The organism is Enterobacter sp. Res13-Sevr-PEC09-46, from assembly GCF_015672585.1.
Classification (GTDB): Bacteria; Pseudomonadota; Gammaproteobacteria; order Enterobacterales; family Enterobacteriaceae; genus Enterobacter; species Enterobacter hormaechei_C.
This window is the reverse complement of record NZ_JADABR010000020.1, coordinates 539,717-563,678: the sequence shown is the minus strand read 5'-3', so window position 1 is coordinate 563,678 and position 23,962 is coordinate 539,717. Positions and strand designations below refer to the sequence as shown.

The window sequence follows — 23,962 nt, the reverse complement described above, 5'->3', positions numbered from 1 at the left end:
CACCTGATAAATCTTACAATCGGATCGGTGGTGATTATGCTGATGGTATGGGAAGGCGTAAAGCGGCAAGTTGCGAAACTGGAAGGAGCTACGCAAAGTTGGGGAGATTTCGGATCGAAGCGATCCCGAAGTTCACTCGTCGCCCACTCGAAAAAGATGGCAACGGTTTGATCTTGAATGGATGTATTGGTAAGCATTGAAACCCATTTTTAACGGGTTTCTGATATGTAAGTGTTTGAATAAATTCAAAAAGGACTGGTTGAAGCGGAAACAGGAATCGTATTCGGTCTCTTTTTATCTGCTTGAAAATAAACGATAAAATCCGGTTATCGTCTCAGCAGAAGGTTCACTTCCTGTGGGCCTGCCTCAAACATACCACAACCCGGCAGGCGTAAGTCCAGTCCTTTTTGGCTGTTTTGTTAAATTTTTGTTTGTTTTTTGCCTGAGGCGGCTGCGGGATCAATGCGCGCATGTACGGAAGCCGCAATATCATCAAGTAACGCAAAGCGGCGACGGTATTCGGCGCGTTTTTTGCTGGCAATCTCCTCCAGTGCTTTACGCTCCATCTGGAGCGGCAACTGCCAGCAGAAGGGGGAGAGTTTCTTTCCGTTCAGGCCTTCCCAGAACTCGTCGTAGCTGGCGTGAAAATGACGGCCTTTGCTCAGACGGTAGCGCAGCGCGCGGAAAACATGGCCTTCATCGCTGACGGCAAAAATCGCGCTAATGTTCGAGCGTGAGGCAAGCTGGAAGATCACCTCCATCAGCACGCGTTTCGGGAAAAGCCCATGGCAGGCACGGGTAGCCTGCTTAATCACCTCCCGTGAAACATGACGACGTGGACCCTGAAGGCCGCCGATCACCAGCACCGTACGGCCGTTACTGCGTGCGACACAGAACGTCAGGCTGGCAAGCAGCGTATTGTCATTGTCGTGCAGCCAAAGCGTGCTTTCGCCTTCGCGTTCGGCCTTACCTGCGGACGAGGCGTGGACGGTATAGATTTCGCCGTTTTTTGCCTCGAACCGGACAACCGGCACCTCTTGCGGGCTGGTCAGCGCGTGGGCGAGGGCGATGTTTTTCAGACTATCAATCCACTGATAGTGGCTGATGATAGCATCGGCCCGATCGTTTGAGTTCAGGCCGCGCATGAGATACTGGCGGTGAGTTTTGCTCGGCAAGGTAATTTGAGAGGTGAGCAGCCTGTCGAAATCATCGCGCCCGGACAGGGCCTCCAGCATGCGATGGGTGGAGGACCAGAATAAAAGCGAGCGCAGTAGGAACTTTAACCGGTAATCACGTTTGTGCCAGATTGGGCCGGGAACGCGTTTTCCTCTCACCAGTTCAGAAATAATATTTGTGCGATGCGGATAAAAAACATCGTTTTGCAGGTGTATGTTTGACACGTGAAAATCCCTCTTTTTATTCCGCTCTATTTTAAAGGCCAGGGAATAAGGGATTAATAGCGCAGCGATCTTTATTTCCGGCTGGTTTATGGTTTGTTTGGATTCGCAAAATCCAACGCCAGCTCATGACATTTTCTGTGGCAGCTATACTTCTTACAGGAGGCGTTATGTATCAGAAAATAGAGGGAGAACACTGGCGTCATGTCTGGGTTGTCAGCGATATTCATGGTTGCTATCAGTGGCTTATGGATGAGCTGAAACGACGGCATTTTAATCCTGATACGGATCTGCTGATCTCGGTGGGGGATATTATCGATCGCGGGCCTGACAGCGTAAAATGTTTACAGCTGATGCAGGAAAACTGGTTTTATGCGGTACGCGGCAATCACGAGCAAATGGCGTTAGATGCGCTTGAAAATAATGATTTTAGTCTCTGGTCGATAAATGGCGGTAACTGGTTTACCGGGCTTAAGGACGCTCAACAAAAACAGGCGAAGGGTTTACTCGATGCGTGTCGGGACTTACCGCACATTATTGAAATAACCTGCAAAAACGGTCTGAACGTGATTGCTCATGCGGATTATCCCTCCGCCGAATATGGCTGGCATAAGCCGGTGGATGCCCAGCGCGTGCTGTGGGATCGCGACCGGCTAATGGGCTTTATGGTGGGCAAAGGGCAGGGCATTAGCGGCGCGGATCACTTCTGGTTTGGACATACGCCTGTGGACAAACGCTACGATTTTAACAATCTGCACTACATTGATACGGGGGCAGTATTCGGGGGCTTTCTGACGCTGGCGCAGCTTCAGTAATAAATAACCCGCCTTCGGGCGGGTTCTCTTTGGGTCAGGCAAGACGCAAGACCCAGGCATCGGTTTTACTGTCGTAATGCTCACGGTACAGAACGGAATGTTCCCCATCAAGGATCGCCGGGACGCTGGTATCTGCATCCCAGGCGTCCAGCTGCATGCACAAATCCGGATCGGATTTGCAGGGAATACTTAACGTTCGTTCGCCTTGTGATTCGCCGCGCAATTCAGCGTCGTCGATTTCAAAAGCGCCAATGCGTACGCTGGTTTTCGTCATAATGCTCTCCGGTTTGTTGCCCAAAATCTGGTATGACCAGTGCAGTCACCCATTTTTGATCCTAGACAAGGAGAGCGAAATCGCCAGTAAAAAAATGCGCTTTTTTTCAGGCGCTGCGGTTGTTACCGGTAAACAGGCGGCCATCGCGTACCAGTTCGCGCGGATAGCTGTTTTTCAGCCGCGAGCCGACTTTTTTCGCCAGCCCCAGCGGATAGCCCTGATACGTCACGATGACTTCATCCTGTGAGGGGCCGTCTTCCGGGTAAACGTCACGACCGCGATACCACTCTTCCGCTTCCTGATGCGTCAGGGCAAAGGTGTTCTCACTGCCGGCCAGCGCAATGACCGCTTCGTGCTGCCAGCGATAGCCTTTGTTGTGGATCTCCGCCAGGCGAATACCGAGGCGGGAGAAACGCACCTTACCAATCAGCGGTTCGATGTTGACCGGGAACAGCCACAGCTCTTTGTCACGCATCCAGAGGCGCAGGCTCTCATCCCAGTGCAGGCCGACTTTGCTCGCAGCCGCTTGCGCCTGTGCCGCCTCACGGCCTTTGACCGGCGTGAACGGGAAGTTGCCGACCTTAAACTTAGGGGCAGGCAAGGGATCGACGGCGCGGGTTTTACGCAGACGGGCAACAAAGAAGCCTTCGCAATCGTAAATCTGCGGGAAGACATGCAGGAAGCCTTCAGGGGTGGCCGCATGACTGGCCGAGTCGAAGAGGGTGTCCAGCGGCAGAAACTCGACGGCATCCGCATAGCGTTGCTTGAGCCACAGGCAGACGTCCTCGTTTTCATCGCGATTCAGCGTGCAGGTAGAGTAAACCAGCGTCCCGCCTGGGCGCAGGGCATGAAACGCGCTGTCGATCAGTTCGCGCTGCGTGGCGGCGATCTCCAGGTTGCTTTCAACGGACCAGTTTTTTAACGCATCAGGATCTTTACGCACCACGCCTTCGCCGGAGCAGGGCGCGTCGAGCAGGATGGCATCAAAGGCTTCCGGCAGGGCAGCGCCAAACACGCGACCATCGAAGTGCGTTAACGCGACGTTGTGGATCCCGCAGCGGCTGATATTGGCATGCAGGACTTTAACGCGGCTGGCGGAAAATTCGTTGGCGAGGATCGCGCCGCGGTTGTTCATCCGGGCGGCAATCTGCGTGGTTTTAGAGCCCGGCGCCGCCGCGACATCCATAACCCGCTCAGGCTGGTTCCCGTCGGCAAACAGCGCAGCAACCGGCAGCATGGAGCTGGCTTCCTGAATATAAAACAGCCCGCTCAGATGCTCGGCGGTGCTGCCGAGCGGCAGGCTCTCCTCGTCATCCCGTTCGATCCAGAACCCCTCTTCACACCACGGCACCGGCGTTAATTGCCAGCCGTAGGGGGAGACGAGATCCAGAAACGCCCCGACGCTGATTTTCAGCGTATTGACGCGAATACTCCGGCGCAAAGGGCGCTGGCATGCGGCAACGAAATCGTCGAAAGAGAGATGAGCTGGAAGCGCCTCGCGCATCTGTGCGAGGAATTGTTCGGGAAGAAATACGGAGTTTTGAGCCACGGGCACACCACAGGGAAACATTCAGGTGCGCAGTGTAACATAAAGGCTCCGGCGCGTTGACACCGGAGCCTGCGAGATTAACGCGGCAGCGCCGTTCCCCATTCGCGCCACTCTTTCGGTTCACTTTCCAGCAGCAGGAAGTGTTTACCTGCCTGCGCCTTAGGCGCCAGAGGCGTGCCAGGCGGCGTCGCGAAGGCAATGCCGCCGCGAATGAACTGATTAAAGGTCCCCGTTTTGACCACGCCACCGGTCAGGCCGAAGTCCAGCGAGTAGCCTGAAGCGAGCCAGAACACCGAGTTGTTGCGCACCAGATGCTGATAACGCTGGCTGATGCGCAGGCCGACCATCACGCGATCGGACAGATTACCCAGCGTCAGGCTTGTTACTGTCCCTACTTCAATGCCGCGGAACAGGACCGGCGTACCGATGCCCAGCGAACCGGCTTCCGGCACTTCAACCACAATGCTCAAACCGTCCAGATAACGGGAGTCGGTGATGGTGGCCTCCTGCAACTCAAATTCACGACGCGCGTTGCCGCGACCCGGTTCAACGTTAATGTACGGCTGAAGTATGGTGTCGAGATGCTCAACCCCTGCGGCAGAAATTTGCGGCGTAACCACCGAGAAGCGCGAGCCTGCCCGGGCAAACGTCTGCACATATTCCGGATAAAGCACGGCGGTCGCCTGCACTTCGTTGCGTGCGGTGATCAGCGTCAGCTTCTGGACCTGCCCGATATCAATGCCGAGATAGCGGATGGGCATGCCTTCAGCCAGTTTACCGGCATCAAAGGTGTGCAGGGTAATTTGCCCCCCGACCGCGCGCGCCGCGGTTTCGGACGGGAAGAGGATCCGCTTGTCACCTTTACGCATGTTGCCGCCGGCGCCGCTCAGGTTATCGAAGCTGATCGCACCGCGCAGGGCACGGGAGAGAGGCGATGCCTGTACGGTCAGCCCGCTGCCGTTGAGCTGCACTTTCGCGCCACCCTCAGCCCAGAACACGCTGTTTGGCGTGAGCAGCTTGCGGTACTCCGGCTTGATATGCAGTTCGATATCAAACGCGTCCGCACGAGGACGAACGGTGATCACTTCCCCCACCTCAAACTTACGGTAAAGCACGACGGAGCCTGCCTGGACATCCGGCAGCGTTTCAGCGCTTAAGGTCAGCGTGGTGGTTGGCAGGTCGCCGAGGCTATTTTCAATGGCTTTGTCCAGATTGGCGAACAGCGGATAGCTTTCGCGCAGCGCACCTTTGCTGCCCGGCAGAATGCGGATCCCGCCGTTAACCCACTCACTGGCGCTGGCGCCGAGGAACTCAACCCCGTCCAGACCCACCTTCACGTCGACCCGACTGTTAACCACAAATTTACTGTCGCCGTGGACCAGGTTGCCGTACTGCGGATCGATGGCGGCGGAGAAGGAGACCCCTTTTTCCGACAGCTTACGTTCGAGGACCTGGCCCACCTGCACACCGTGCAGGATCAGCGGTTGCCCGGCTTCAATACCGTAGCTTTCCGGCGCATTCAGCGTAACCGTCAACACGCCCGGTTTTTGCAGCAGGGCTTTATCCGCCGGCGCGATAACAAAGTTTTTGTTCGGCGCACCTTCGCCGGGGATCAGCTCAAAGGTGCTTCCCGTCAGCAGAGAACTGATGCTGGCGTCGCTGAGGGAGAGCTTCGGATTACGCAGTTCAATGCGCGTTTTTTCCCGCAGGAGATCCACCACACTCGGATCCACCGTCATTTCGCCGGTAACGGAGCCGCCCGCATTGAGGGTTAATTTTGTCAGTTGCCCGACCTCTAAACCCTGGTACATCAGCGGGGTCGAACCGGCTTTCAGGCCTTTGGCATCCGGCAGGGTCAGCTTGACGATGACACCGCGCTGGCTGTGCGCCAGGTCGGCGTACAGGCCAAAGGTATCTTCTGCGGCGGCAGGGCTGGAGTTAGCAGGTGAGTCGAAGGCGATAGCGCCATTCACCAGCGCCGCCAGGCTCTCAAGCTTCACTTTCGCACCGCTTAAGCTCAGGTCGGCATCGACGCCTGAGACGTTCCAGAAGCGGCTGCCTTTTTTCACCAGGTTGGTAAAACGGCGCTCGATGAGTACATCAATGGTCACGCCATCTTTGTTCGGGTTAATGGCGTAGTCGTAAACGCGGCCTACCGGAATTTTGCGGAAATAGACCAGAGAACCACTGTTCAGCGAGCCCAAATCCGGCGCGCGGAGATGGATCATCAAATCGCCGTTATTCAGCCGATATTTCGGCTGGGTATCCAGCGCAACAAAGTGATCCTGTGGCTCACCTTTGCCGGGCATCATGCCGATATAGTTACCGCCCACAAGCGCATCCAGCCCGGAAACGCCGGCCAGGGAGGCTTTAGGCGTGACCAGCCAGAACTGCGTTTCGGCACGCAGGGCATCCTGCATATCAGACTTAATGCTCGCCCGGACCTGGATTTTGTTCAGCCCTTTGCCAAGGGAAATATCCTGCACGGTACCCACTTCCACCCCCTGGAAGCGAACGGGGGTACGTCCGGCGACAATGCCGTCCGCAGACTGGAAATCAATCGTGATGGTACTTCCGCGATCTTCATAGCTCGTCCAGATAAGCCAGCCTGCGATCATCAGCGCGATGACAGGCAGCAACCAGAATGGCGAAATGCGGCGTTTTGTTTTAATTCTCGCTTCAGTCGGCGAAGCGGGCGTTTCCTGACTCATGTGCGTCCCAAAGTAAGCGGCTGTCCAGCCATTCCACTGCAAGAATAGTCAATATCACCGCAGAGCCGAAATAAAAAGCTGCGGGTCCCATGGTAAAAGCAAGTAACTGATCGCGATTGATGAGCGACATCATCAGCGAAATCACGAACAGATCCAACATCGACCAGCGACCAATCCAGGTCACAAATCGCAGAAGCAGGATGCGGGTGCGTAGTCCTTGTTCGCATTTAAAGTGAATGCTAATAAGCAGCGTAAACATCACCACCACTTTGGTAAAGGGCACCAGAATACTGGCGATGAAAACAATGGCGGCGACCCCCACGTTACTGTGCGCCAGAGAGATAATCCCCGAAAGGATAGTATCTTCCTGACGGGCGCCGTTCACATAAATTACGGAGATCGGCAGCATGTTGGCCGGGAATAAAAATACCAGGGAGGCGATTAGCGCCGCCCAGCACTTTTGCAGGCTGTAGTTGCGTCGCAATCTTAACGGAATGTGGCAGCGTGGGCACCTCCCGCGTTTATCCGGAAAACCGGTGTAATGGCAGCCCAGGCAGACGCGCAGGTTTTCATCAGGCCGGGTCGCGGGGCGCTGCGGGTAAAATCGCTCCCAAAGCTGTTCAACATTGAGATGAATCAGGGTCAAAATACTCAGCAGGACCAGTGAAATAAACGCGAAAAGGCCGATGCCGGGTTGTAAAAACGCATAATCCTGCACCTTGATGGAGGCCACGCCAATGCCTACCAGATAGATGTCCAGCATCACCCACTCCTTGAGCTTTTCCAGCATGAGCAGGACAGGGCGCAGGTTCATCCCCAGAATGTTGCCAAACCACAGGTAGGCAATTGCCGCGACCAGCACCAACGGCGCGCCGACGACGCAGAACAGCACCATGGCGGCCGTAAGCGGATCGCCCTGGCGCGTCATCTGCCAGATCCCCTGCAACACGTTAGCGTCAATACGCACGCCAAGCAGGTAGAGCTTTAACAGCGGCTCGGTCCAGGCGAAGGGCATCAGCAGCAGCATGGTGACCGCCATTGCTGCCAGGCGCGTCAATGACCAGTCCCGGCCATCGCGAATTTTGGCATCGCAGCAAGGACAAAAAGCACTTTGGTGCGATTTCATCTTCGGCAACATAAAAAGCGTATCGCACTGGGGACAACGCTGATAATGTGCACGGGGCAGAGCCTGGCTTACCGTACGGACAACGATCTTTCGTGTCGGCGTAATTTGGGGTGTTTTTAGGGCCATCAGTCGCACACAGATTAGTATTGTTGAAAGTTATAATAACTCATGAACGGATTCATCTTGAGCATGAGCGCATTTAATGCTTATTTTAATAGGCTATGCGGTAACTATGTAAGATAACTAAGTGGTTGAATAATGAACAAAACAGAATTCTACGCGGATCTGAATCGCGATTTTAAGGCATTAATGGCAGGGGAAACCAGTTTCTTAGCCACTCTGGCAAATACCAGTGCGTTACTGTTCGAACGCCTTTCTGACGTGAACTGGGCGGGCTTTTATCTGCTGGAAGGTGACACGCTGGTGCTGGGGCCTTTCCAGGGTAAACTCGCCTGCGTACGCATCCCGGTAGGTCGTGGCGTGTGCGGTACCGCAGTGGCGACCCGTCAGGTTCAGCGTGTCGAAGATGTTCATGCGTTTGACGGCCACATTGCCTGCGATGCCAGCAGCAATTCTGAAATCGTACTGCCGCTGGTGGTTAAAAATCAGATTATTGGCGTTCTGGATATCGACAGCACGGTCTTCAGCCGCTTTACTGCCGAGGATGAGCAGGGGCTGCGCGCGCTGGCCGCAAACCTGGAAAATGTTCTGGCAGAGACCGATTATCATAAATTCTTTGCGAGCGTCGCAGGATAATCAACGGATAACGTAGCATTTACTGATAGCGTCATTATAATGTCGCCTGTTCATGCCTGCGCTTGTTGGCAACGTCCGTTGTAATCAGGAAATTTCATGGAAAATCAACCTAAGTTGAATAGCAGTAAAGAAGTTATCGCATTTCTGGCCGAGCGTTTCCCGCAGTGCTTCAGCGCTGAAGGTGAAGCGCGTCCTCTGAAAGTCGGTATCTTTCAGGATCTGGTCGCGCGCGTTGAGGGGGAGATGAACCTCAGCAAAACGCAGCTTCGTTCTGCCTTGCGCCTTTATACCTCGAGCTGGCGTTACCTGTACGGTATCAAGCCGGGTGCGACCCGTGTCGACCTTGACGGCAACCCGTGCGGTGAGCTGGACGAGCAGCACGTAGAACATGCGCGTAAGCAGCTTGAAGAAGCCAAAGCTCGCGTGCAGGCACAGCGTGCGGAACAGCAGGCGAAAAAACGCGAAGCCGCAGCGGCAAACGGTCAGGAAGACGCCCCTCGTCGCGAGCGTAAACCGCGCCCGGCACCGCGTCGTACTGAAAATAACGATCGCAAACCGCGTGCTGACAAACCCGCAGCTAAAGCCCCACGTGCGCCGCGCGAAGAGCCGCGCCACACCCCAGTTTCTGACATCAATGCGCTGAGCGTAGGTCAGTCTCTGAAGGTGAAAGCGGGTAACAACGCGATGGACGCCACCGTACTGGAAATCACCAAAGATGGCGTTCGTGTACAGCTGACTTCTGGTATGTCAATGATTGTACGCGCAGAACACTTGTTGTTCTGAAACGGAGGCCGAGCCTGGCATGAACACTTTTTTTAAGCTCACCGCGCTGGCTGGCCTGTTTGCTATAACAGGCCACGCTTTCGCTGTGGACGATATTACGCGTGTTGATCAAATTCCGGTTCTCAAGGAAGAGACTCAGCACGCGACGGTGAGTGAGCGCGTGACGTCGCGCTTTACTCGTTCGCACTATCGTCAGTTCGATCTCGATCAGGCCTTTTCGGCCAAAATCTTTGACCGTTATCTGAACTTGCTGGATTACAGCCATAACGTACTGCTGGCCAGCGATGTTGAACAGTTCGCTAAACGCAAATCCGAAGTGGGTGATGAGCTGCGCTCCGGAAAGCTCGATCTGTTCTACGATCTGTACAACTTATCGCAAAAGCGCCGTTTTGAGCGTTATCAATACGCGCTGAAAGTGCTGGAACGTCCGATGGACTTCACCGGCAACGACACCTTTAATCTGGACCGCAGCAAAGCGCCATGGCCGAAAGACGAGGCTGAACTGAATGCGCTGTGGGACGGAAAAGTCAAATATGACGCACTGAGCCTCAAGCTTACAGGCAAAGACGAGAAAGAGATCCGTGAGACGTTAAATCGTCGATACAAATTCGCTATTCGTCGTCTGGCGCAGACCAACAGTGAAGATGTTTTCTCGCTGGCGATGACCGCGTTTGCGCATGAAATTGATCCGCACACTAATTATCTCTCTCCACGTAACACCGAACAGTTCAATACCGAAATGAGCCTGTCTCTGGAAGGTATCGGTGCTGTGCTTCAGATGGACGATGACTACACCGTAATCAACTCCATGGTGGCCGGTGGCCCTGCGTCGAAAAGCAAAGCGATCAGCGTAGGCGACCGTATTGTCGGTGTGGGGCAAACCGGAAAGAGCATGGTGGACGTGATTGGCTGGCGTCTTGATGACGTTGTTGCGCTGATCAAAGGGCCGAAGGGCAGCAAAGTTCGCCTGGAGATCCTGCCAGCCGGTAAGGGGACTAAAACCCGTATCGTTACTCTCACCCGTGAGCGTATCCGTCTGGAAGATCGCGCGGTGAAAATGTCGGTGAAAACCGTGGGTAAAGAGAAGGTTGGCGTTCTGGATATCCCAGGTTTCTACGTCGGCCTGACCGATGATGTGAAAGTGCAGCTCCAGAAGCTTGAAAAGCAGAATGTCAGCAGCGTGATCATTGACCTGCGCAGCAACGGCGGCGGGGCATTGACCGAGGCCGTCTCGCTTTCCGGGCTGTTTATCCCGTCTGGCCCGGTGGTACAGGTGCGCGATAACAACGGTAAAGTGCGTGAAGATGCCGATACCGATGGTGTGGTCTACTATAAGGGTCCGCTGGTGGTGCTTGTCGATCGCTTCAGCGCCTCTGCATCGGAAATCTTCGCTGCTGCCATGCAGGATTACGGCCGGGCATTAATCGTCGGCGAACCGACGTTTGGCAAGGGCACCGTTCAGCAGTACCGCTCTCTGAACCGTATTTACGACCAGATGCTGCGCCCTGAGTGGCCTGCGCTGGGCTCAGTACAGTACACCATTCAGAAGTTTTACCGCGTCAACGGCGGCAGTACGCAGCGCAAAGGCGTGACGCCGGATATCATGATGCCGACAGGTACCGAAGAGACGGAAACGGGCGAGAAGTTTGAAGATAACGCGCTGCCGTGGGATAGCATTGATGCCGCGACATTCGTGAAATCGGGTGATATGAAACAGTTCGGACCGGAACTGCTGAAAAATCACAACGATCGCATCGGGAAGGATCCGGAATTCCAGTACATCATGAAGGACATCGCGCGTTTCAACGCTTTGAAAGCGAAACGGAACATTGTGTCTCTGAACTATGCCCAGCGTGAGAAAGAGAACAATGAAGATGACGCGACACGTCTGGCGCGTATCAACGATCGCTTCAAACGTGAAGGCAAGCCTCTGCTCAAAAAACTGGACGATCTGCCTAAGGATTACCAGGAGCCCGATCCGTATCTGGACGAGACGGTGCATATCGCGCTTGATCTCGCGAAGCTGGAAAAAGAGAAACCTGCCCTGCAACCTGCTCCGACAAAATAATCCCCCAACAGGCACAAGAAATTGTGCCTGTTTCTTTATGTACCTCCTCCTTCCGTCAGGCAGATTTCCAATTGTGTAAAGTTGTGTCTTTCTGGTGACTTACGCCGTCTGGATGCTTGAAAATAGCCGTAATACCCATACGATGTGGGTAATCGCATAGTGCGTTTTGTTAAACTGAGGTTAAAAGAATATTATGATGCGAATCGCGCTCTTCCTGCTCACCAACCTGGCGGTGATGGTGGTATTCGGGCTGGTGCTAAGCCTGACGGGAATTCAGTCGAGCAGCGTTCAGGGTCTGTTGATTATGGCGCTGCTGTTTGGTTTCGGTGGCTCTTTCATTTCACTTCTGATGTCCAGGTGGATGGCACTGAAATCCGTGGGCGGTGAAGTTATTGAGCAACCGCGTAACGATATGGAGCAGTGGCTGATGAGCACGGTTGCTCAGCAGTCAAAGCAGGCGGGCATTGCCATGCCGCAGGTAGCCATCTACCACGCGCCAGATATTAACGCGTTTGCTACCGGTGCGCGTCGTGACGCGTCCCTGGTGGCCGTCAGTACCGGCCTGCTGCAAAACATGAGCCGTGACGAAGCGGAAGCGGTTATTGCTCACGAGATCAGCCATATCGCCAATGGCGATATGGTCACCATGACCCTGATCCAGGGCGTGGTGAACACCTTCGTTATCTTTATTTCTCGTATTCTGGCACAGATTGCTGCCGGGTTTATGGGTGGCAACCGTGATGAGGGTGAAGAGAGCAACGGCAACCCGCTGATCTATTTTGCTGTTTCAATGGTGCTGGAGCTGGTGTTCGGTATCCTGGCAAGCATCATTACCATGTGGTTCTCCCGTCATCGTGAGTTCCACGCGGATGCCGGTTCCGCGAAACTGGTGGGTCGTGAAAAGATGATTGCTGCGCTGCAACGACTGAAAACCAGCTACGAGCCGCAGGAAGCAAACAGCATGATGGCCTTCTGCATCAACGGCAAATCAAAGTCGCTGAGCGAGCTGTTTATGTCTCACCCGCCGCTGGATAAACGTATTGAAGCGCTGCGTAGCGGGGAATACCTGAAGTAACGTAATCGGGTTGAAAAGAACCGGGCTGGAGCCATTCTCCGCCCGGTTTTTTTATGCCTGCGCCTTTGGCTGGGTGACGCGAAGGCCGCTAATGACAGCCGCGAGGGTCGCCAAGGTCCCTGCGGTAATCAGCGCAACGTGTGTCGCATTCTGCCCGGCAAGGTTAAACATCAACGCCACCAGTGCGGCCCCGGTGCTTTGCCCTAACAGTCTTGCCGTGCCCAGCATCCCGCTGGCGCCACCGCTGCGATGACGTGGGGCAGAGGTGATAATCGTGTGGTTATTAGGGGACTGGAACAGACCAAAACCGGCCCCGCACAGGATCATGCGCCAGATAATATCCAGATCCCCCGGCGAGGCGGGCAGGAGCGCCAGCGAAAACAGTCCCACCGCCATGACAACCAGCCCAATCGCCCCCAGAAGCCCGGCATGGACGCGCTCAATAAGGTAACCGGCCAGCGGGGCCATCACCATGGTTGCCAGCGGCCAGGGCGTGAGCAGCAAGCCTGTCTCCACTTCTGAACGGCCAATCACGCTCTGCAAAAAGAACGGCAGCGCAACCAGCGCCAGCATCTGGGCGCAGAACGAGCAAATGGAGGTACAAATGGATAGCGAAAACAGCGGAATACGCAGCAAATCCACCGGCAGTAACGGCACGGGCAGCGCCAGCTGACGTCGTACAAAGAAAAAGCCGATGATAAGCATGGCAACGATTTCTGCGGCAATGAGCGACAGAGACTGTCCCTGCGCAAATCCGCTCAGCGCCGTAATTAGCAGGCCAAAAGTCAGCGCGTTCATCACGGCGCTGGGCAGATCGAAACGTGGCATGGTACTTTTCGGACCATTTTCCGGAAGATAGCGCAGGGCGAAGAAGATCGCCACAATGCCCAGCGGCACGTTAATGGCAAACAACCACTGCCACGAGGCAACGGACAGGATGGCGGCGGCAATCGTTGGGCCGGCGGCGGACGACACGGCCACAATAAAGGAGTTAATGCCCATGCCGCGCCCCAGGTGGCGTTGAGGATAAATAAGCCGTATCAGGGCCGTGTTCACGCTCATTAGCGCCGCGCCGCCAAAGCCCTGCGCGATACGCGCCAGCGTAAGGGTGTGCAGTGAATCTGAAAGGGCACAGAAGAGCGAGGTGAGGGTAAAGACCACCAGCCCGCACTGGTAAACCCGGCGATAACCAAACATATCGCCCAGGAAAGAGAGTGACAGAAGGGAAATCACAATCGCTATCTGGTACGCGTTCACAATCCAGATGGAGCTTGCCGGCGAAGCATTAAGGTCTTTGGCAATGGTAGGAAGAGCCACGTTGGCAATCGCACCGTCAAGGACAGCCATCGAAATACCGATGACAATAGTGGCAATTGCCCCGTACCGCTGCGGTAAGGGCAGGCCATCAGAAACGTTTTTTTGCATGGGGAAAGAATGACTCAGCGTGAAATTATTTTCAGAGTAACTATTTTAGCATCGTTATTTCGGTTTTATGTCGCAGATTTGTAACGAAGTAAACCCAGATAGATTGCAGCACGCATCACACGAATTTATAATAAAAACCGGTTCTGATTTTTATAAAACACTCTCCATGAGGTGATAAATGGCAATCGCAGATTTGGATAAGCAGCCAGATTCTGTTTCTTCCGTGCTGAAGGTGTTTGGCATCTTGCAGGCGCTCGGAGAAGAGCGTGAAATTGGTATTACAGAGTTGTCGCAGCGTGTGATGATGTCGAAAAGCACCGTTTATCGCTTTTTGCAGACGATGAAATCATTGGGTTATGTCGCGCAGGAAGGAGAATCAGAAAAATATTCTCTGACCCTGAAACTGTTTGAACTGGGCGCCCGTGCCTTGCAGAACGTGGATCTGATCCGCAGCGCTGACATTCAGATGCGTGAACTTTCACGACTGACGAAAGAGACAATTCACCTCGGTGCGCTGGATGAAGACAGCATTGTTTACATCCACAAAATTGACTCCATGTACAACCTGCGCATGTATTCACGCATCGGTCGTCGTAACCCGCTGTACAGCACCGCAATTGGTAAAGTACTGCTGGCCTGGCGCGATCGCGAAGAGGTGAAGCAAATCCTTGACGGGGTGGAGTACAAACGCAGCACCGACCGCACGATTACCAGTACGGAAGAACTGCTGAGCGTGCTGGATAAAGTGCGTGAGCAGGGTTACGGGGAAGATAACGAAGAGCAGGAAGAGGGGCTGCGTTGCATCGGTGTGCCGGTGTTTGACCGCTTCGGCGTTGTCATTGCCGGCCTGAGCATTTCGTTCCCAACGCTGCGTTTCTCTGAAGAGCGTCTTCATGAATATGTGGCGATTCTGCATACCGCAGCGCGCAAAATTTCAGAGCAGATGGGCTATAACGATTATCCGTTCTGATCGACGCCACCAATAGAAACGCCGCACTTTTGCGGCGTTTCTGTAAGCGAAATTCAACGCGGATTAACCGTTATCAACCACAACAGATGATTTACGCAGCACAGGACAGTTGGTTAACCCGATGATCCCGCTGTCGGAATGGATGTACTGAGCCGTGCTTATCCCCTGGGCGGTAAGATATTTACACTGGATACCCAGACCCGCGGCATTTTCTTTGCTCCCCATTAATACGCCGTACCCACTTAATAACAGGCCGATCCAGACAATGGCCAGTACAATTACTGTACGAATAAGTAAACGCATCGTTGCCTCTTTTTTCTTTGTTGTCATAGAGTAAGCGTAACGGCTTTACGCAGTGAAACAAGTGCACGATTCCGAAAAGCGTCTGTTGAAGGTACAGTTAGCCCCTGTTTAAGATAACCGTGATAACCTGGCTGTATCAGGTCATAAGACGGAGTGTGGAGTGAAAAAAATACGCTGGGTAATTCTGATTATAGTGTTGATAGCATGCGTGGTGCTGTGGACGCAGACTATCAATGTGATGTGCGATCAGGATGTACAGTTCTTTAGCGGCATTTGTTCAATCAATAAGTTTATCCCCTGGTAGAGACCATTTTTACGCTGAGTGATGTCCTTACGCGGCGGCAGTGGTAAAATGGCGGTTTTTACTGAGGTGGTGAAATGGGTGAGTTACTGAATTCGGGGCTGCTGAGCATTGCATCCCTGGTAATGTCTTTGGTGGTGCTGGTCGTTGGGCTGGTGCTGTGGTTTTTCGTTAACCGCGCCAGCTCCCGCACAAACGAGCAGATTGAGCTGCTGGAAGCATTGCTCGATCAGCAGAAACGGCAGACTGCGCTGCTGCGTCGTTTGTGCGAAGCCAACGAGCCGGAGGAGAAAGCGGTACCGAAGGACGCTGTTGCTCAACAACAAGACGAGGAAGACTTCATTCGCCTGGTAGCTGAACGATAGTCTGCCCGGAGCGGGGAGGTGGCCTGACGTACGGCGTAAATCCCCTCCCTTATCAAATGCATCCCACAACTTCCCGGCATTTAATTAAGCAGCAGTTAACTTATGTTTTAGCACACTGAAAACTGGCGAATATTTATCCTTATTTAACAAATTCAGTTTCGTTGAATAAATAGTGTGCTTGATCTTTCCTGAAGTGTTTTATTTTTATCGAAACGTTTTGCTTGCCTTGTTTTGAGGCAGAGTCATAAAAATTTCATTATTTTGGTGCAGAATAACACTTATTAAATGGTGGTTTTTAATACAGTTAGCAAAATGTAATTAACATCGTATATTCCCTGACACATGTTGGTGCGTTGCAATGTTTTCAGCATAACTTTTCACAAAATGTTCTAACTCAGTCATTCCTTTAAAGAAATTCTGGGATTGGGATGGACGCTTTGAAATGATTGAGCTATGTTTAAAAAGTCTTTGATTACAGGGCGCGTCAACGCACCCTGCGGGCAGTGAGGTCAGGTGGCGCTTCATTTGACAATTCGCATAACTGTGCAGATTGTTATGGAGTAACGTCTGAATTTGTGCGGCGGATCGAGACACGTTTAAAAATGGCTTGCCATATTAAACGTTGTGTGTGATAACACGTTTTGGGTCAAACGAGGTACAGTTCTGTTTATGTGTGGCATTTTCAGTAAAGAAGTCCTGAGTAAACACGTTGTCGTTGAATACCGCTTCTCTGCCGAACCTTATATTAGTGCCTCAAGCAGTAATGTCTCAGTTTTATCTATGTCAAAGCCCGCGGGCTAAGAAAACACTCTAAGGAATTTTGCAAATGGCAAAGATTAAAGGTCAAGTTAAGTGGTTCAACGAGTCTAAAGGTTTTGGTTTCATTACTCCTGCTGACGGCAGCAAAGACGTGTTCGTACACTTCTCTGCAATCCAGGGTAACGGCTTCAAAACTCTGGCTGAAGGCCAGAACGTTGAGTTCGAAATTCAGGATGGCCAGAAAGGCCCAGCTGCGGTTAACGTAACTGCTATCTGATCGAATCACTGCTGACTGAAGCGCTCAGCGCTTCGATCTCAGACATAAGCCTCGCCAATGCGGGGCTTTTTTATTCGCTTATTTTTCAAAATATTACGTAATCCTCCTCTGTTATTATCTTGTTGCAAACCCGCGAGATTATTAGCATTGTTTTCCCGCCTTATTATCCGCTTTTCTCGTTAAATCAGGGCGTTGATTAACAGCCCTGGGGTTAAGGTGAAAAAAAAGACAATAACCACCACCGGAAATTTTACTCCGGCACGTTTTGCACTTCTGTGTCTCGCCATCTTTTGTAGCCTTGCGTTTCTGCTGGGCCGCGTAGCGTGGCTACAAATTATCAAACCGGATAATCTGGTGAAGCAGGAGGATATGCGCTCCCTGCGCGAAGTGGCGATAGACGCCCCGCGTGGGATGATTGTTGACCGTGAAGGGCGACCCCTTGCGGTGAGCGTACCCGTCCAGGCCGTCTGGGCCGATCCCAAAACAGTGCTGGAAAAAGGGGGGATCGGTTTTGACTCGCGCTGGCAGGCCCTGGCAAATGCCTTACACCTTTCTCTGAGCACGCTCGCATCGCGAATTAACAGTAACCCGCACGGGCGATTTATTTACCTGGCCCGTCAGGTTGATCCCGCCCAGGCAAAGTGGATCGATAAGCTGCGTCTCCCCGGTATCAACCTTCGCGATGAGTCCCGCCGCTTTTATCCTGCCGGGCACGTGGCGGCGAACCTGATTGGCTTCACCAATATTGATGGTCAGGGCATTGAGGGCGTCGAGAAAAGCTTTAACACGCAGCTTACCGGGAAGGCAGGCGTGCGGCTGGTCAGGAAAGATCGCTACGGACATGTGGTGGAGAACCTTACGGAGGTGGCTCCCGTACCTGCACATAATATCCAGCTTAGTATCGATGAACGCCTGCAAACTATCACCGAAGACGCGCTGGATAATGCCGTAGCGTGGAACAAAGCCGAATCAGGCGCGTCGGTGCTGATTAATATCCAGACGGGCGAAATTCTGGCAATGGCGAGCTTCCCCGACTTCAACCCCAATAACCGGGAAGGGGCAACGCTGGATGATTTTCGCAATCGCGCGATCAGCGACACCTTTGAACCTGGCTCGACCGTTAAGCCTCTGGTGCTGATGACGGCGCTACAGCAGGGGCTGGTACAGCCTGACAGCGTGATAGACACGCATCCCTACACCATTGATGGTCATCGTATTCGTGATGTGGGCTACTACCCCGAGCTGACGATGACCGGGATTTTGCAAAAATCCAGCGACACAGGCGTATCCCGTCTTTCGCTGGCGATGCCCGTGCAACGGTTACTGGATACCTATAAAAACTTTGGTTTTGGCGAGAGTACCGGGCTTGGTTTAACGGGAGAAAGCGCAGGTTTACTGCCGCAGCGAAAATTCTGGAGTCAGTTAGATCGGGCGACCTTTGCCTTTGGGTATGGCCTGATGGTAACCCCCCTCCAGCTGGCGCATGTGTATGCCACCATCGGCAGCTACGGCATTGAACGGCCTCTGTCCATCACCCGTATTGACCCGCCGGTGATTGGCAAGCGGGTGATGCCCGAGGAAATTGTTCACGAGGTGGAACATATGATGGAGAGCGTTGCGTTACCCGGCGGTGGCGGGGTCAAAGCGGCGGTGCGTAACTATCGCGTGGCGATAAAAACCGGGACGGCCAAAAAAATCGATGAACATGGTAAGTATGTGGATAAATACGTCGCCTATACCGCAGGCGTTGCGCCTGCCAGCGATCCCCGTTTCGCGCTGGTGGTGGTGATCAACGATCCGCAAAACGGTGCCTACTATGGCGGGGCCGTTTCTGCGCCCGTGTTCAGCGAAATTATGGGTAACGTCCTGCGCCTGGAAAACGTGAAGCCAGACGGGCTGCCGGCAGATTCTGACCATCTGATCGTGATGCGTCACCCAGCCGTTTATAACCCTGGCGAATAGCGGTACACTTCGCCTTTTGGTTTACGCCCTGGAGCTGTCATGTCTTTCAGTTGTCCCCTTTGCCACGCGCCGCTGACGCGCGCGGAGAAAACGTTTATCTGTCCACAGGGACATCAGTTTGACCGGGCGAAAGAGGGCTATGTAAATCTTCTGCCGGTACAACATAAGCGCTCCCGGGACCCGGGTGACAGTGCGGAGATGATGCAGGCGCGCCGGGCGTTTCTCGATGCCGGGCACTATCAACAGCTCAGGGATGCCGTTGTCGCCTTACTCCGTCAATATCTGACAGAAGGCGCATCCGCCATGCTGGATATCGGCTGCGGCGAAGGTTACTACACCGCCACGTTTGCTGACGTGGCGGCTGAGAAGGGTGCCGAAACTTTCGGGCTGGACGTGTCGAAAGTGGCTATCCGTGCGGCAGCCAAACGCTACTCAGCGGTAACGTTCTGCGTGGCCTCCAGCCACCGCCTGCCGTTTGAAGAAGCGAGTATGGACGCCGTGGTGCGTATCTATGCGCCGTGCAAGGCAGAGGAGCTGGCGCGCGTCGTTAAGCCTGGCGGCTGGGTTATCACCGTCACGCCAGGGCCGCGTCATCTGCTGGAGTTAAAAGGGCTGATCTATGATGAAGTTCACCTGCATGCGCCGCACTCTGAACAGCTGGCGGGCTTTGCGTTAAAGCAGGCGCAGTCAGTAGCGTATGAAATGACGTTGCAGGGAAGTGAAGCGGTGGCGTTACTGCAAATGACGCCGTTTGCATGGCGGGCAAAACCAGAGGTGTGGGAAACGCTGGCAGCGCAGACAGAATTTCGCTGCCAGACGGATTTCAGCATCCATTGCTGGCAGCGCGAAGGTTAACCCGCGAAGTGTGCCCAAAGGATTTGGGCACCAATCCCGATCAACACGATACCGCCCAGAATTTCGGCTCGTTTGCCTAACAGCGGGCCAATGAACCGACCCACCATCATCCCCAGCGTTGACATGATCAGCGTGGCGCAGCCAATCGCCAGCGCGGTGGCGATAATATTGACCTGCAAAAACGCCAGACCGACACCCACGGCCATTGCATCCAGGCTGGTTGCGATGGCGGTTGTCACCAGAAGCCAGAAGCCGTGGCGTTGCAGCGGCGCATCATCTTCATCGCCGTTACCACGAAAGCCTTCAATCACCATGCGTCCGCCGAGGAACACCAGCAGCACGAAAGCAATCCAGTGATTCCACTCCAGCACGAACTGGCTGGCGAGCATCCCCAGACCCCAGCCGATAAGCGGCGTCAGCGTTTCGATAGCACCAAAGATGAGACCGGTACGCAGGGCGTCGGAAAATTTAGGTTTATGGAGGGTGGCACCTTTACCAATAGAGGCGGCAAATGCGTCCATGGACATGCCAAAAGCCAGAAGGATCGTAGCGGAGATATTCATAAGAGCGTCCAGACCGGGGATATCCATATGACACATCACTGCCCCCAGTAAACAGCAGTTGATGTATCTATGGTCTCGCCTGATCGCTTTTGGCACAGTCAGTGTGCTGAAAACGATCCGTACGCGCCACGTTTTTCAACGAGTATGTTGACACGTACATTTCCCGCAGGCAGGAAATCGGCTACTCCCCAACGACGGGCGCAACCTTAACATATTTTGAGAATATAAAACAACAACGAAGATGGCTTTATATAGCCACTATATTGATAACGATTTTCATTTAGATTTATGCGTGAAAATATCGTTAACAAATATAAGGCAATTAACAGAGGAGATATAGCACCGGCTATATTGCTGGTTTAAGAATAATACAATATATAGCCGATGCTATAATATTAACTCATTGAGTTTTAACGAGTAATTTGTAGATCTTTTCCAGGTCATCAATATTTTTGACCCGGATGAGCAGGCGGCGTTGTTCTAATTGCATCACCAGAACCCCGTCTTCGGATAAATTCATCTCTTTAATACGGTTATATTCTATCCAGACATTGGCGAAGAAGAATCCGTGTTTTTTAAAAATGAGTTTTGGCGAGCGGATCCAGAACAGGTAAATCGCCATTAATGCCAGCGCACATAATAACCATGTGGTTAATATTGCGCCGTGGCTGGTCACATTATTGTAAATCAGGATGACTACCAGACCGGCGAAGATAAACGCATCAATGCGTCCACGGCGTAAGAGGGGAAGGGTCAGCAGCGTCTCGCCGTGGCGGCGAGGCATAATGAACTCGTCATAGATCGCGTAAGCCAGAAGGGCAACAATAAATAAAACCAGTACGGTGTCCGTGACAGTCATTCATCCTCCAGATAAAAAGACCGGGGGCAAGCCCCCGGTCGGTAACGCATTTTATTACAGACCCAGAAGGCCGATGGCGTAGCCCGCGATACCGATGACGAAGAAGCCAACGATGATCCACAGCGGGTTCACTTTCTTACGCAGCAGCCACATACAGGCGAAGGTTAACAGCAGCGGTACCAGGCCCGGCATCAGCTGGTCCAGAATCGTCTGCACGGTGGTAACGCGCGTCTGACCATCCTGACCAGTGATCGTCGATACCACCAGCGGGATGTTCACGTGCGTCCACTTGTTAACCAGCGCCCCCATTACAAACAGGCCGAGGATTGACGCCCCCTCAGTCAGTTTTTGCAGGAAGCCGCCGCCCATATCCTTAACGATATCCACCCCTTTACGATAGCCGTACGCCACGCCGTAGTAACGGGTCAGCAGACGCACCGCGTTGAACAGGATGAAGAACAGCAGAGGACCGAGCAGGCTGCCGCTCATGGCGATCCCGGCGCCCAGCGCCGCAAAGACCGGACGCACGGTACCCCAGAAGATCGGGTCGCCCACGCCTGCCAGCGGCCCCATCAGACCAACTTTGATACCGTTGATGGCACCATCGTCGATTTCAGCCCCGTTCGCACGCTGCTCTTCCATTGCCAGCGTCACGCCCAGAACAGGCGCCGCAACATAAGGATGGGTGTTGAAGAATTCCAGGTGACGCTTAATTGCCTGACGGCGTGCTTCGTTGTTTTCCGGATACAGGCGTTTGATGGCCGGCACCATGGAGAAGCAGAAGCCGAGCGCCTGCATACGTTCGAAGTTCCATGAACCCTGAAACAGGTTAGAACGGATGAACACGCCACGAATATCACCCGGAGTGAGTTTTTTCTCAGTGGTAGTTTTTGTCATATCAACCATTTCGCTCACCTGTTAGTCCAGTTCGTTATCGAGATCGTTGTTACCAGCAGCCTGCGCAGGGGCACCCGCGACACGGTTGTATTTCGGGCTGAGCTGGATATAAAGAATCGCCATCACCGCACCAATCACACCCAGCGCAACCAGGTTGAAGTTGGTGAACGCAGCGGTAACGAAACCGAGGTAGAAGAATGGCATCAGGTAGCCTGCGCGCATCATGTTGATGACCATCGCATAACCGACCACCACGATCATACCCCCGGCGATATTCAGACCGCTGGTAACCACTTCAGGGATCGCATTCAGCATGCCCTGAACTTCGCTGGTACCGACAGAAATCGCCACGATAACCGCAGGGATTGCGATACGCATCGCTTGCAGGAACAGGGAAGAAACGTGGATCCAGGAGAGCGCGGTGAGGTTGCCGTTTTCGGCCGCCTTATCCGCCGCGTGCTGGAAGGCAACGGTAATAGTACGGACGATAATGGTCAGCACCTGACCCGCTGCGGCCAGCGGGATGGCCAGCGCGATACCGGCACCAATACTCTGATGACCAGCGATAACCAGAACGGTTGAAATAATGGACGCCAGCGCGGCATCTGGCGCAACTGCCGCACCGATGTTCATCCAGCCGAGGGCGATCATTTCCAAAGTACCACCGATGATGATACCGGTTTTCATGTCACCGAGAACGGCGCCAATCAACGTACAGGCCACCAGAGGGCGGTGGAACTGAAATTCATCAAGTACGGACTCCATACCCGCAATACATGCGACGATGAACACCAGCACAATCTGAAGAGTAGTAATCTCCATTGCACTTCTCCTATTACATAAGCTCTATATGAAAAACCGGCCCGGGCTTATTTCCCCACTTTGCCGATCAAATCCATCATTTTCAGTTTCTGGTCCGTGGAAACCTTACGGGCTTCCAGTTCGATACCGCGTGCATTCAGTTTGTTGAAGGCCTCGATATCTTTCGCATCCACTGAAATCGCGTTGTTGACCTGCGTTTTGCCCTGACGGAATGCCATACCGCCAATGTTAACGGAGGTGATTTTCACGCCGCCTTCAACAATGCGTTCGACGTCTGTCGGGTTGGTGAAGAGAAGCATCACGCGCTCACCCGCATATTTCGGGTTGTTGTAAACGCGGATCATTTTGGCGACATCCACGACGTGCGCGGTGACGCCCGGCGGTGCAACCTGGGTAAGAAGGGTTTTACGGACAGTGTCGGCGGCCACTTCGTCACTGACCACGATGATGCGTTGTACGTTGGTCTCTTTGGTCCAGCGTGTTGCCACCTGGCCGTGGATCAGACGGTCATCAATACGCGCAAGGCCGATAACCATGTAATCGTTCGGACCCATTGGCTTCGCCGGTGCTGCCGCCCTTGGTGCAGCAGGGGCAGGGGCCGGTTTTTCAACCTGCTGCGCTTTCAGCGCCTTCACGCCTTCGCGACCGGTTTCCACCGCCAGTGCCACCAGTTCATCAAAACCTGGGTTGTCGTCACGCGCCATGAAGGTTTCCACCAACATCGGGATATTCACCCCGGCGACGACTTCATAATGCTCTTTATCGACGACAATGCGGCTGGCAGCGTTGAACGGGCTGCCGCCCCATGTATCCACGAGAAACAGCACGCCTTTGCTGGTATCCAGCTTCTCAAGCTGAGCAGTATATTTTTCAATCAGCGTCTCGGCATTTTCACCGGGAACGAAATCGATCCAGCCGACGTTTTCCTGCTCGCCCAACAGCATTTCTGCCGTTTTGAGTAACTGCTCCGCAGCCCAACCATGTGTGCCTATGACAATAGCAATGGTCACTTGCTACCTCCTTTTATTATCATGTATACGTCTGCCAGGC

General features: G+C 53.6%; 23 protein-coding genes, 1 pseudogene and 1 riboswitch. Of the genes and pseudogenes, 12 read left to right on the top strand and 12 right to left on the bottom strand.

Features of this window, described 5'->3' with window-relative positions; all coding sequences use genetic code 11:
* Positions 1–419 precede the first annotated feature (419 nt).
* Positions 420–1,400 (bottom strand): VirK/YbjX family protein, encoded by a 981-nt coding sequence (locus IMQ56_RS16280; protein WP_032648596.1) that lies wholly within the window; start codon positions 1,398–1,400, stop codon positions 420–422.
* Positions 1,401–1,567: 167 nt separating this feature from the next.
* On the opposite strand from IMQ56_RS16280, the gene pphA reads away from it, so the two are divergent.
* The gene (gene pphA, locus IMQ56_RS16275) at positions 1,568–2,212 is read left to right on the top strand and encodes a protein-serine/threonine phosphatase (protein WP_015570293.1); all 645 of its coding nucleotides are present in this window, start codon (positions 1,568–1,570) and stop codon (positions 2,210–2,212) included.
* 34 nt (positions 2,213–2,246) lie between these two features.
* On the opposite strand, the gene IMQ56_RS16270 is transcribed toward pphA, so the two are convergent.
* The 4 genes from IMQ56_RS16270 to yebS all read right to left on the bottom strand — a co-directional run bounded on the left by IMQ56_RS16270 (position 2,247) and on the right by yebS (position 7,998).
* Positions 2,247–2,486, bottom strand: a complete 240-nt coding sequence (locus IMQ56_RS16270) for a YebV family protein (protein WP_003859885.1) — start codon at positions 2,484–2,486, stop codon at positions 2,247–2,249.
* A gap of 106 nt (positions 2,487–2,592) precedes the next feature.
* On the bottom strand, positions 2,593–4,041 hold the full coding sequence (rsmF, locus tag IMQ56_RS16265) for a 16S rRNA (cytosine(1407)-C(5))-methyltransferase RsmF (protein ID WP_195207010.1): 1,449 nt from the start codon (positions 4,039–4,041) through the stop codon (positions 2,593–2,595).
* A gap of 71 nt (positions 4,042–4,112) precedes the next feature.
* Complete coding sequence (locus IMQ56_RS16260) at positions 4,113–6,746, bottom strand: PqiB family protein (RefSeq protein ID WP_017693254.1); 2,634 nt, start codon at positions 6,744–6,746, stop codon at positions 4,113–4,115.
* Entirely contained in the window at positions 6,715–7,998 is a 1,284-nt protein-coding gene (yebS, locus tag IMQ56_RS16255) for a membrane integrity lipid transport subunit YebS (protein ID WP_047728099.1), read from the bottom strand. The genes IMQ56_RS16260 and yebS overlap by 32 nt, the downstream gene beginning before the upstream one ends.
* 132 nt (positions 7,999–8,130) lie before the next feature.
* On the opposite strand from yebS, the gene IMQ56_RS16250 reads away from it, so the two are divergent.
* From IMQ56_RS16250 to htpX, 4 genes are all read left to right on the top strand, one after another.
* Positions 8,131–8,628 (top strand): GAF domain-containing protein, encoded by a 498-nt coding sequence (locus IMQ56_RS16250; protein ID WP_006811006.1) that lies wholly within the window; start codon positions 8,131–8,133, stop codon positions 8,626–8,628.
* A gap of 96 nt (positions 8,629–8,724) precedes the next feature.
* Positions 8,725–9,411 (top strand): RNA chaperone ProQ, encoded by a 687-nt coding sequence (gene proQ / locus IMQ56_RS16245; RefSeq protein WP_003859895.1) that lies wholly within the window; start codon positions 8,725–8,727, stop codon positions 9,409–9,411.
* 19 nt (positions 9,412–9,430) lie between these two features.
* Positions 9,431–11,479 carry a carboxy terminal-processing peptidase gene (gene prc, locus IMQ56_RS16240; protein WP_108393985.1) on the top strand — a complete coding sequence of 683 codons (2,049 nt, stop codon included), beginning with the start codon at positions 9,431–9,433 and terminating at the stop codon, positions 11,477–11,479.
* A gap of 193 nt (positions 11,480–11,672) precedes the next feature.
* Positions 11,673–12,554 (top strand): protease HtpX, encoded by an 882-nt coding sequence (gene htpX / locus IMQ56_RS16235; protein WP_015570297.1) that lies wholly within the window; start codon positions 11,673–11,675, stop codon positions 12,552–12,554.
* A gap of 51 nt (positions 12,555–12,605) precedes the next feature.
* On the opposite strand, the gene IMQ56_RS16230 is transcribed toward htpX, so the two are convergent.
* Positions 12,606–13,979, bottom strand: coding sequence for an MFS transporter (locus IMQ56_RS16230; RefSeq protein ID WP_039270566.1), 1,374 nt, complete (start codon positions 13,977–13,979; stop codon positions 12,606–12,608).
* 178 nt (positions 13,980–14,157) lie between these two features.
* Here IMQ56_RS16230 and kdgR point away from each other — a divergent pair, with 178 nt between their 5' ends.
* Positions 14,158–14,949: a DNA-binding transcriptional regulator KdgR gene (gene kdgR / locus IMQ56_RS16225; protein WP_015570299.1), complete on the top strand. Its 792-nt coding sequence runs from the start codon at positions 14,158–14,160 to the stop codon at positions 14,947–14,949.
* A gap of 63 nt (positions 14,950–15,012) precedes the next feature.
* Here kdgR and IMQ56_RS16220 read toward each other — a convergent pair whose 3' ends face one another.
* The gene (locus IMQ56_RS16220; protein ID WP_017384332.1) at positions 15,013–15,252 is read right to left on the bottom strand and encodes a YobH family protein; all 240 of its coding nucleotides are present in this window, start codon (positions 15,250–15,252) and stop codon (positions 15,013–15,015) included.
* Between the two features lie 160 nt (positions 15,253–15,412).
* Between IMQ56_RS16220 and mgrB the strand changes: the two genes are divergently transcribed.
* The 6 genes and pseudogenes from mgrB (at position 15,413) to rlmA (ending at position 19,771) form a co-directional block, all read left to right on the top strand.
* Entirely contained in the window at positions 15,413–15,556 is a 144-nt protein-coding gene (gene mgrB, locus IMQ56_RS16215; protein WP_003859906.1) for a PhoP/PhoQ regulator MgrB, read from the top strand.
* 74 nt (positions 15,557–15,630) lie between these two features.
* The gene (locus IMQ56_RS16210) at positions 15,631–15,918 is read left to right on the top strand and encodes a YebO family protein (protein ID WP_017693259.1); all 288 of its coding nucleotides are present in this window, start codon (positions 15,631–15,633) and stop codon (positions 15,916–15,918) included.
* Between the two features lie 669 nt (positions 15,919–16,587).
* Positions 16,588–16,732, top strand: a pseudogene (locus IMQ56_RS16205) (DUF2627 domain-containing protein).
* Positions 16,733–16,744: 12 nt separating this feature from the next.
* On the top strand, positions 16,745–16,954 hold the full coding sequence (gene cspE / locus IMQ56_RS16200) for a transcription antiterminator/RNA stability regulator CspE (RefSeq protein ID WP_001062678.1): 210 nt from the start codon (positions 16,745–16,747) through the stop codon (positions 16,952–16,954).
* A 216-nt stretch (positions 16,955–17,170) separates the two neighbouring features.
* On the top strand, positions 17,171–18,916 hold the full coding sequence (gene ftsI, locus IMQ56_RS16195; RefSeq protein WP_047733781.1) for a peptidoglycan glycosyltransferase FtsI: 1,746 nt from the start codon (positions 17,171–17,173) through the stop codon (positions 18,914–18,916).
* A 39-nt stretch (positions 18,917–18,955) separates the two neighbouring features.
* Positions 18,956–19,771 (top strand): 23S rRNA (guanine(745)-N(1))-methyltransferase, encoded by an 816-nt coding sequence (gene rlmA, locus IMQ56_RS16190; protein WP_063151613.1) that lies wholly within the window; start codon positions 18,956–18,958, stop codon positions 19,769–19,771.
* On the opposite strand, the gene mntP is transcribed toward rlmA, so the two are convergent.
* From mntP to manX, 5 genes are all read right to left on the bottom strand, one after another.
* Entirely contained in the window at positions 19,768–20,334 is a 567-nt protein-coding gene (mntP, locus tag IMQ56_RS16185) for a manganese efflux pump MntP (RefSeq protein ID WP_023296797.1), read from the bottom strand. The genes rlmA and mntP overlap by 4 nt on opposite strands.
* 1 nt (position 20,335) lies before the next feature.
* Positions 20,336–20,536: riboswitch (yybP-ykoY riboswitch) on the bottom strand.
* A 198-nt stretch (positions 20,537–20,734) separates the two neighbouring features.
* Positions 20,735–21,193, bottom strand: coding sequence for a DUF986 family protein (locus IMQ56_RS16180; protein WP_015570303.1), 459 nt, complete (start codon positions 21,191–21,193; stop codon positions 20,735–20,737).
* Between the two features lie 54 nt (positions 21,194–21,247).
* Positions 21,248–22,099 carry a PTS mannose transporter subunit IID gene (locus IMQ56_RS16175; protein ID WP_045911197.1) on the bottom strand — a complete coding sequence of 284 codons (852 nt, stop codon included), beginning with the start codon at positions 22,097–22,099 and terminating at the stop codon, positions 21,248–21,250.
* A gap of 12 nt (positions 22,100–22,111) precedes the next feature.
* Positions 22,112–22,912, bottom strand: a complete 801-nt coding sequence (gene manY, locus IMQ56_RS16170) for a PTS mannose transporter subunit IIC (RefSeq protein ID WP_003859914.1) — start codon at positions 22,910–22,912, stop codon at positions 22,112–22,114.
* Positions 22,913–22,959: 47 nt separating this feature from the next.
* Entirely contained in the window at positions 22,960–23,922 is a 963-nt protein-coding gene (gene manX, locus IMQ56_RS16165; protein WP_108393984.1) for a PTS mannose transporter subunit IIAB, read from the bottom strand.
* Positions 23,923–23,962 lie beyond the last annotated feature (40 nt).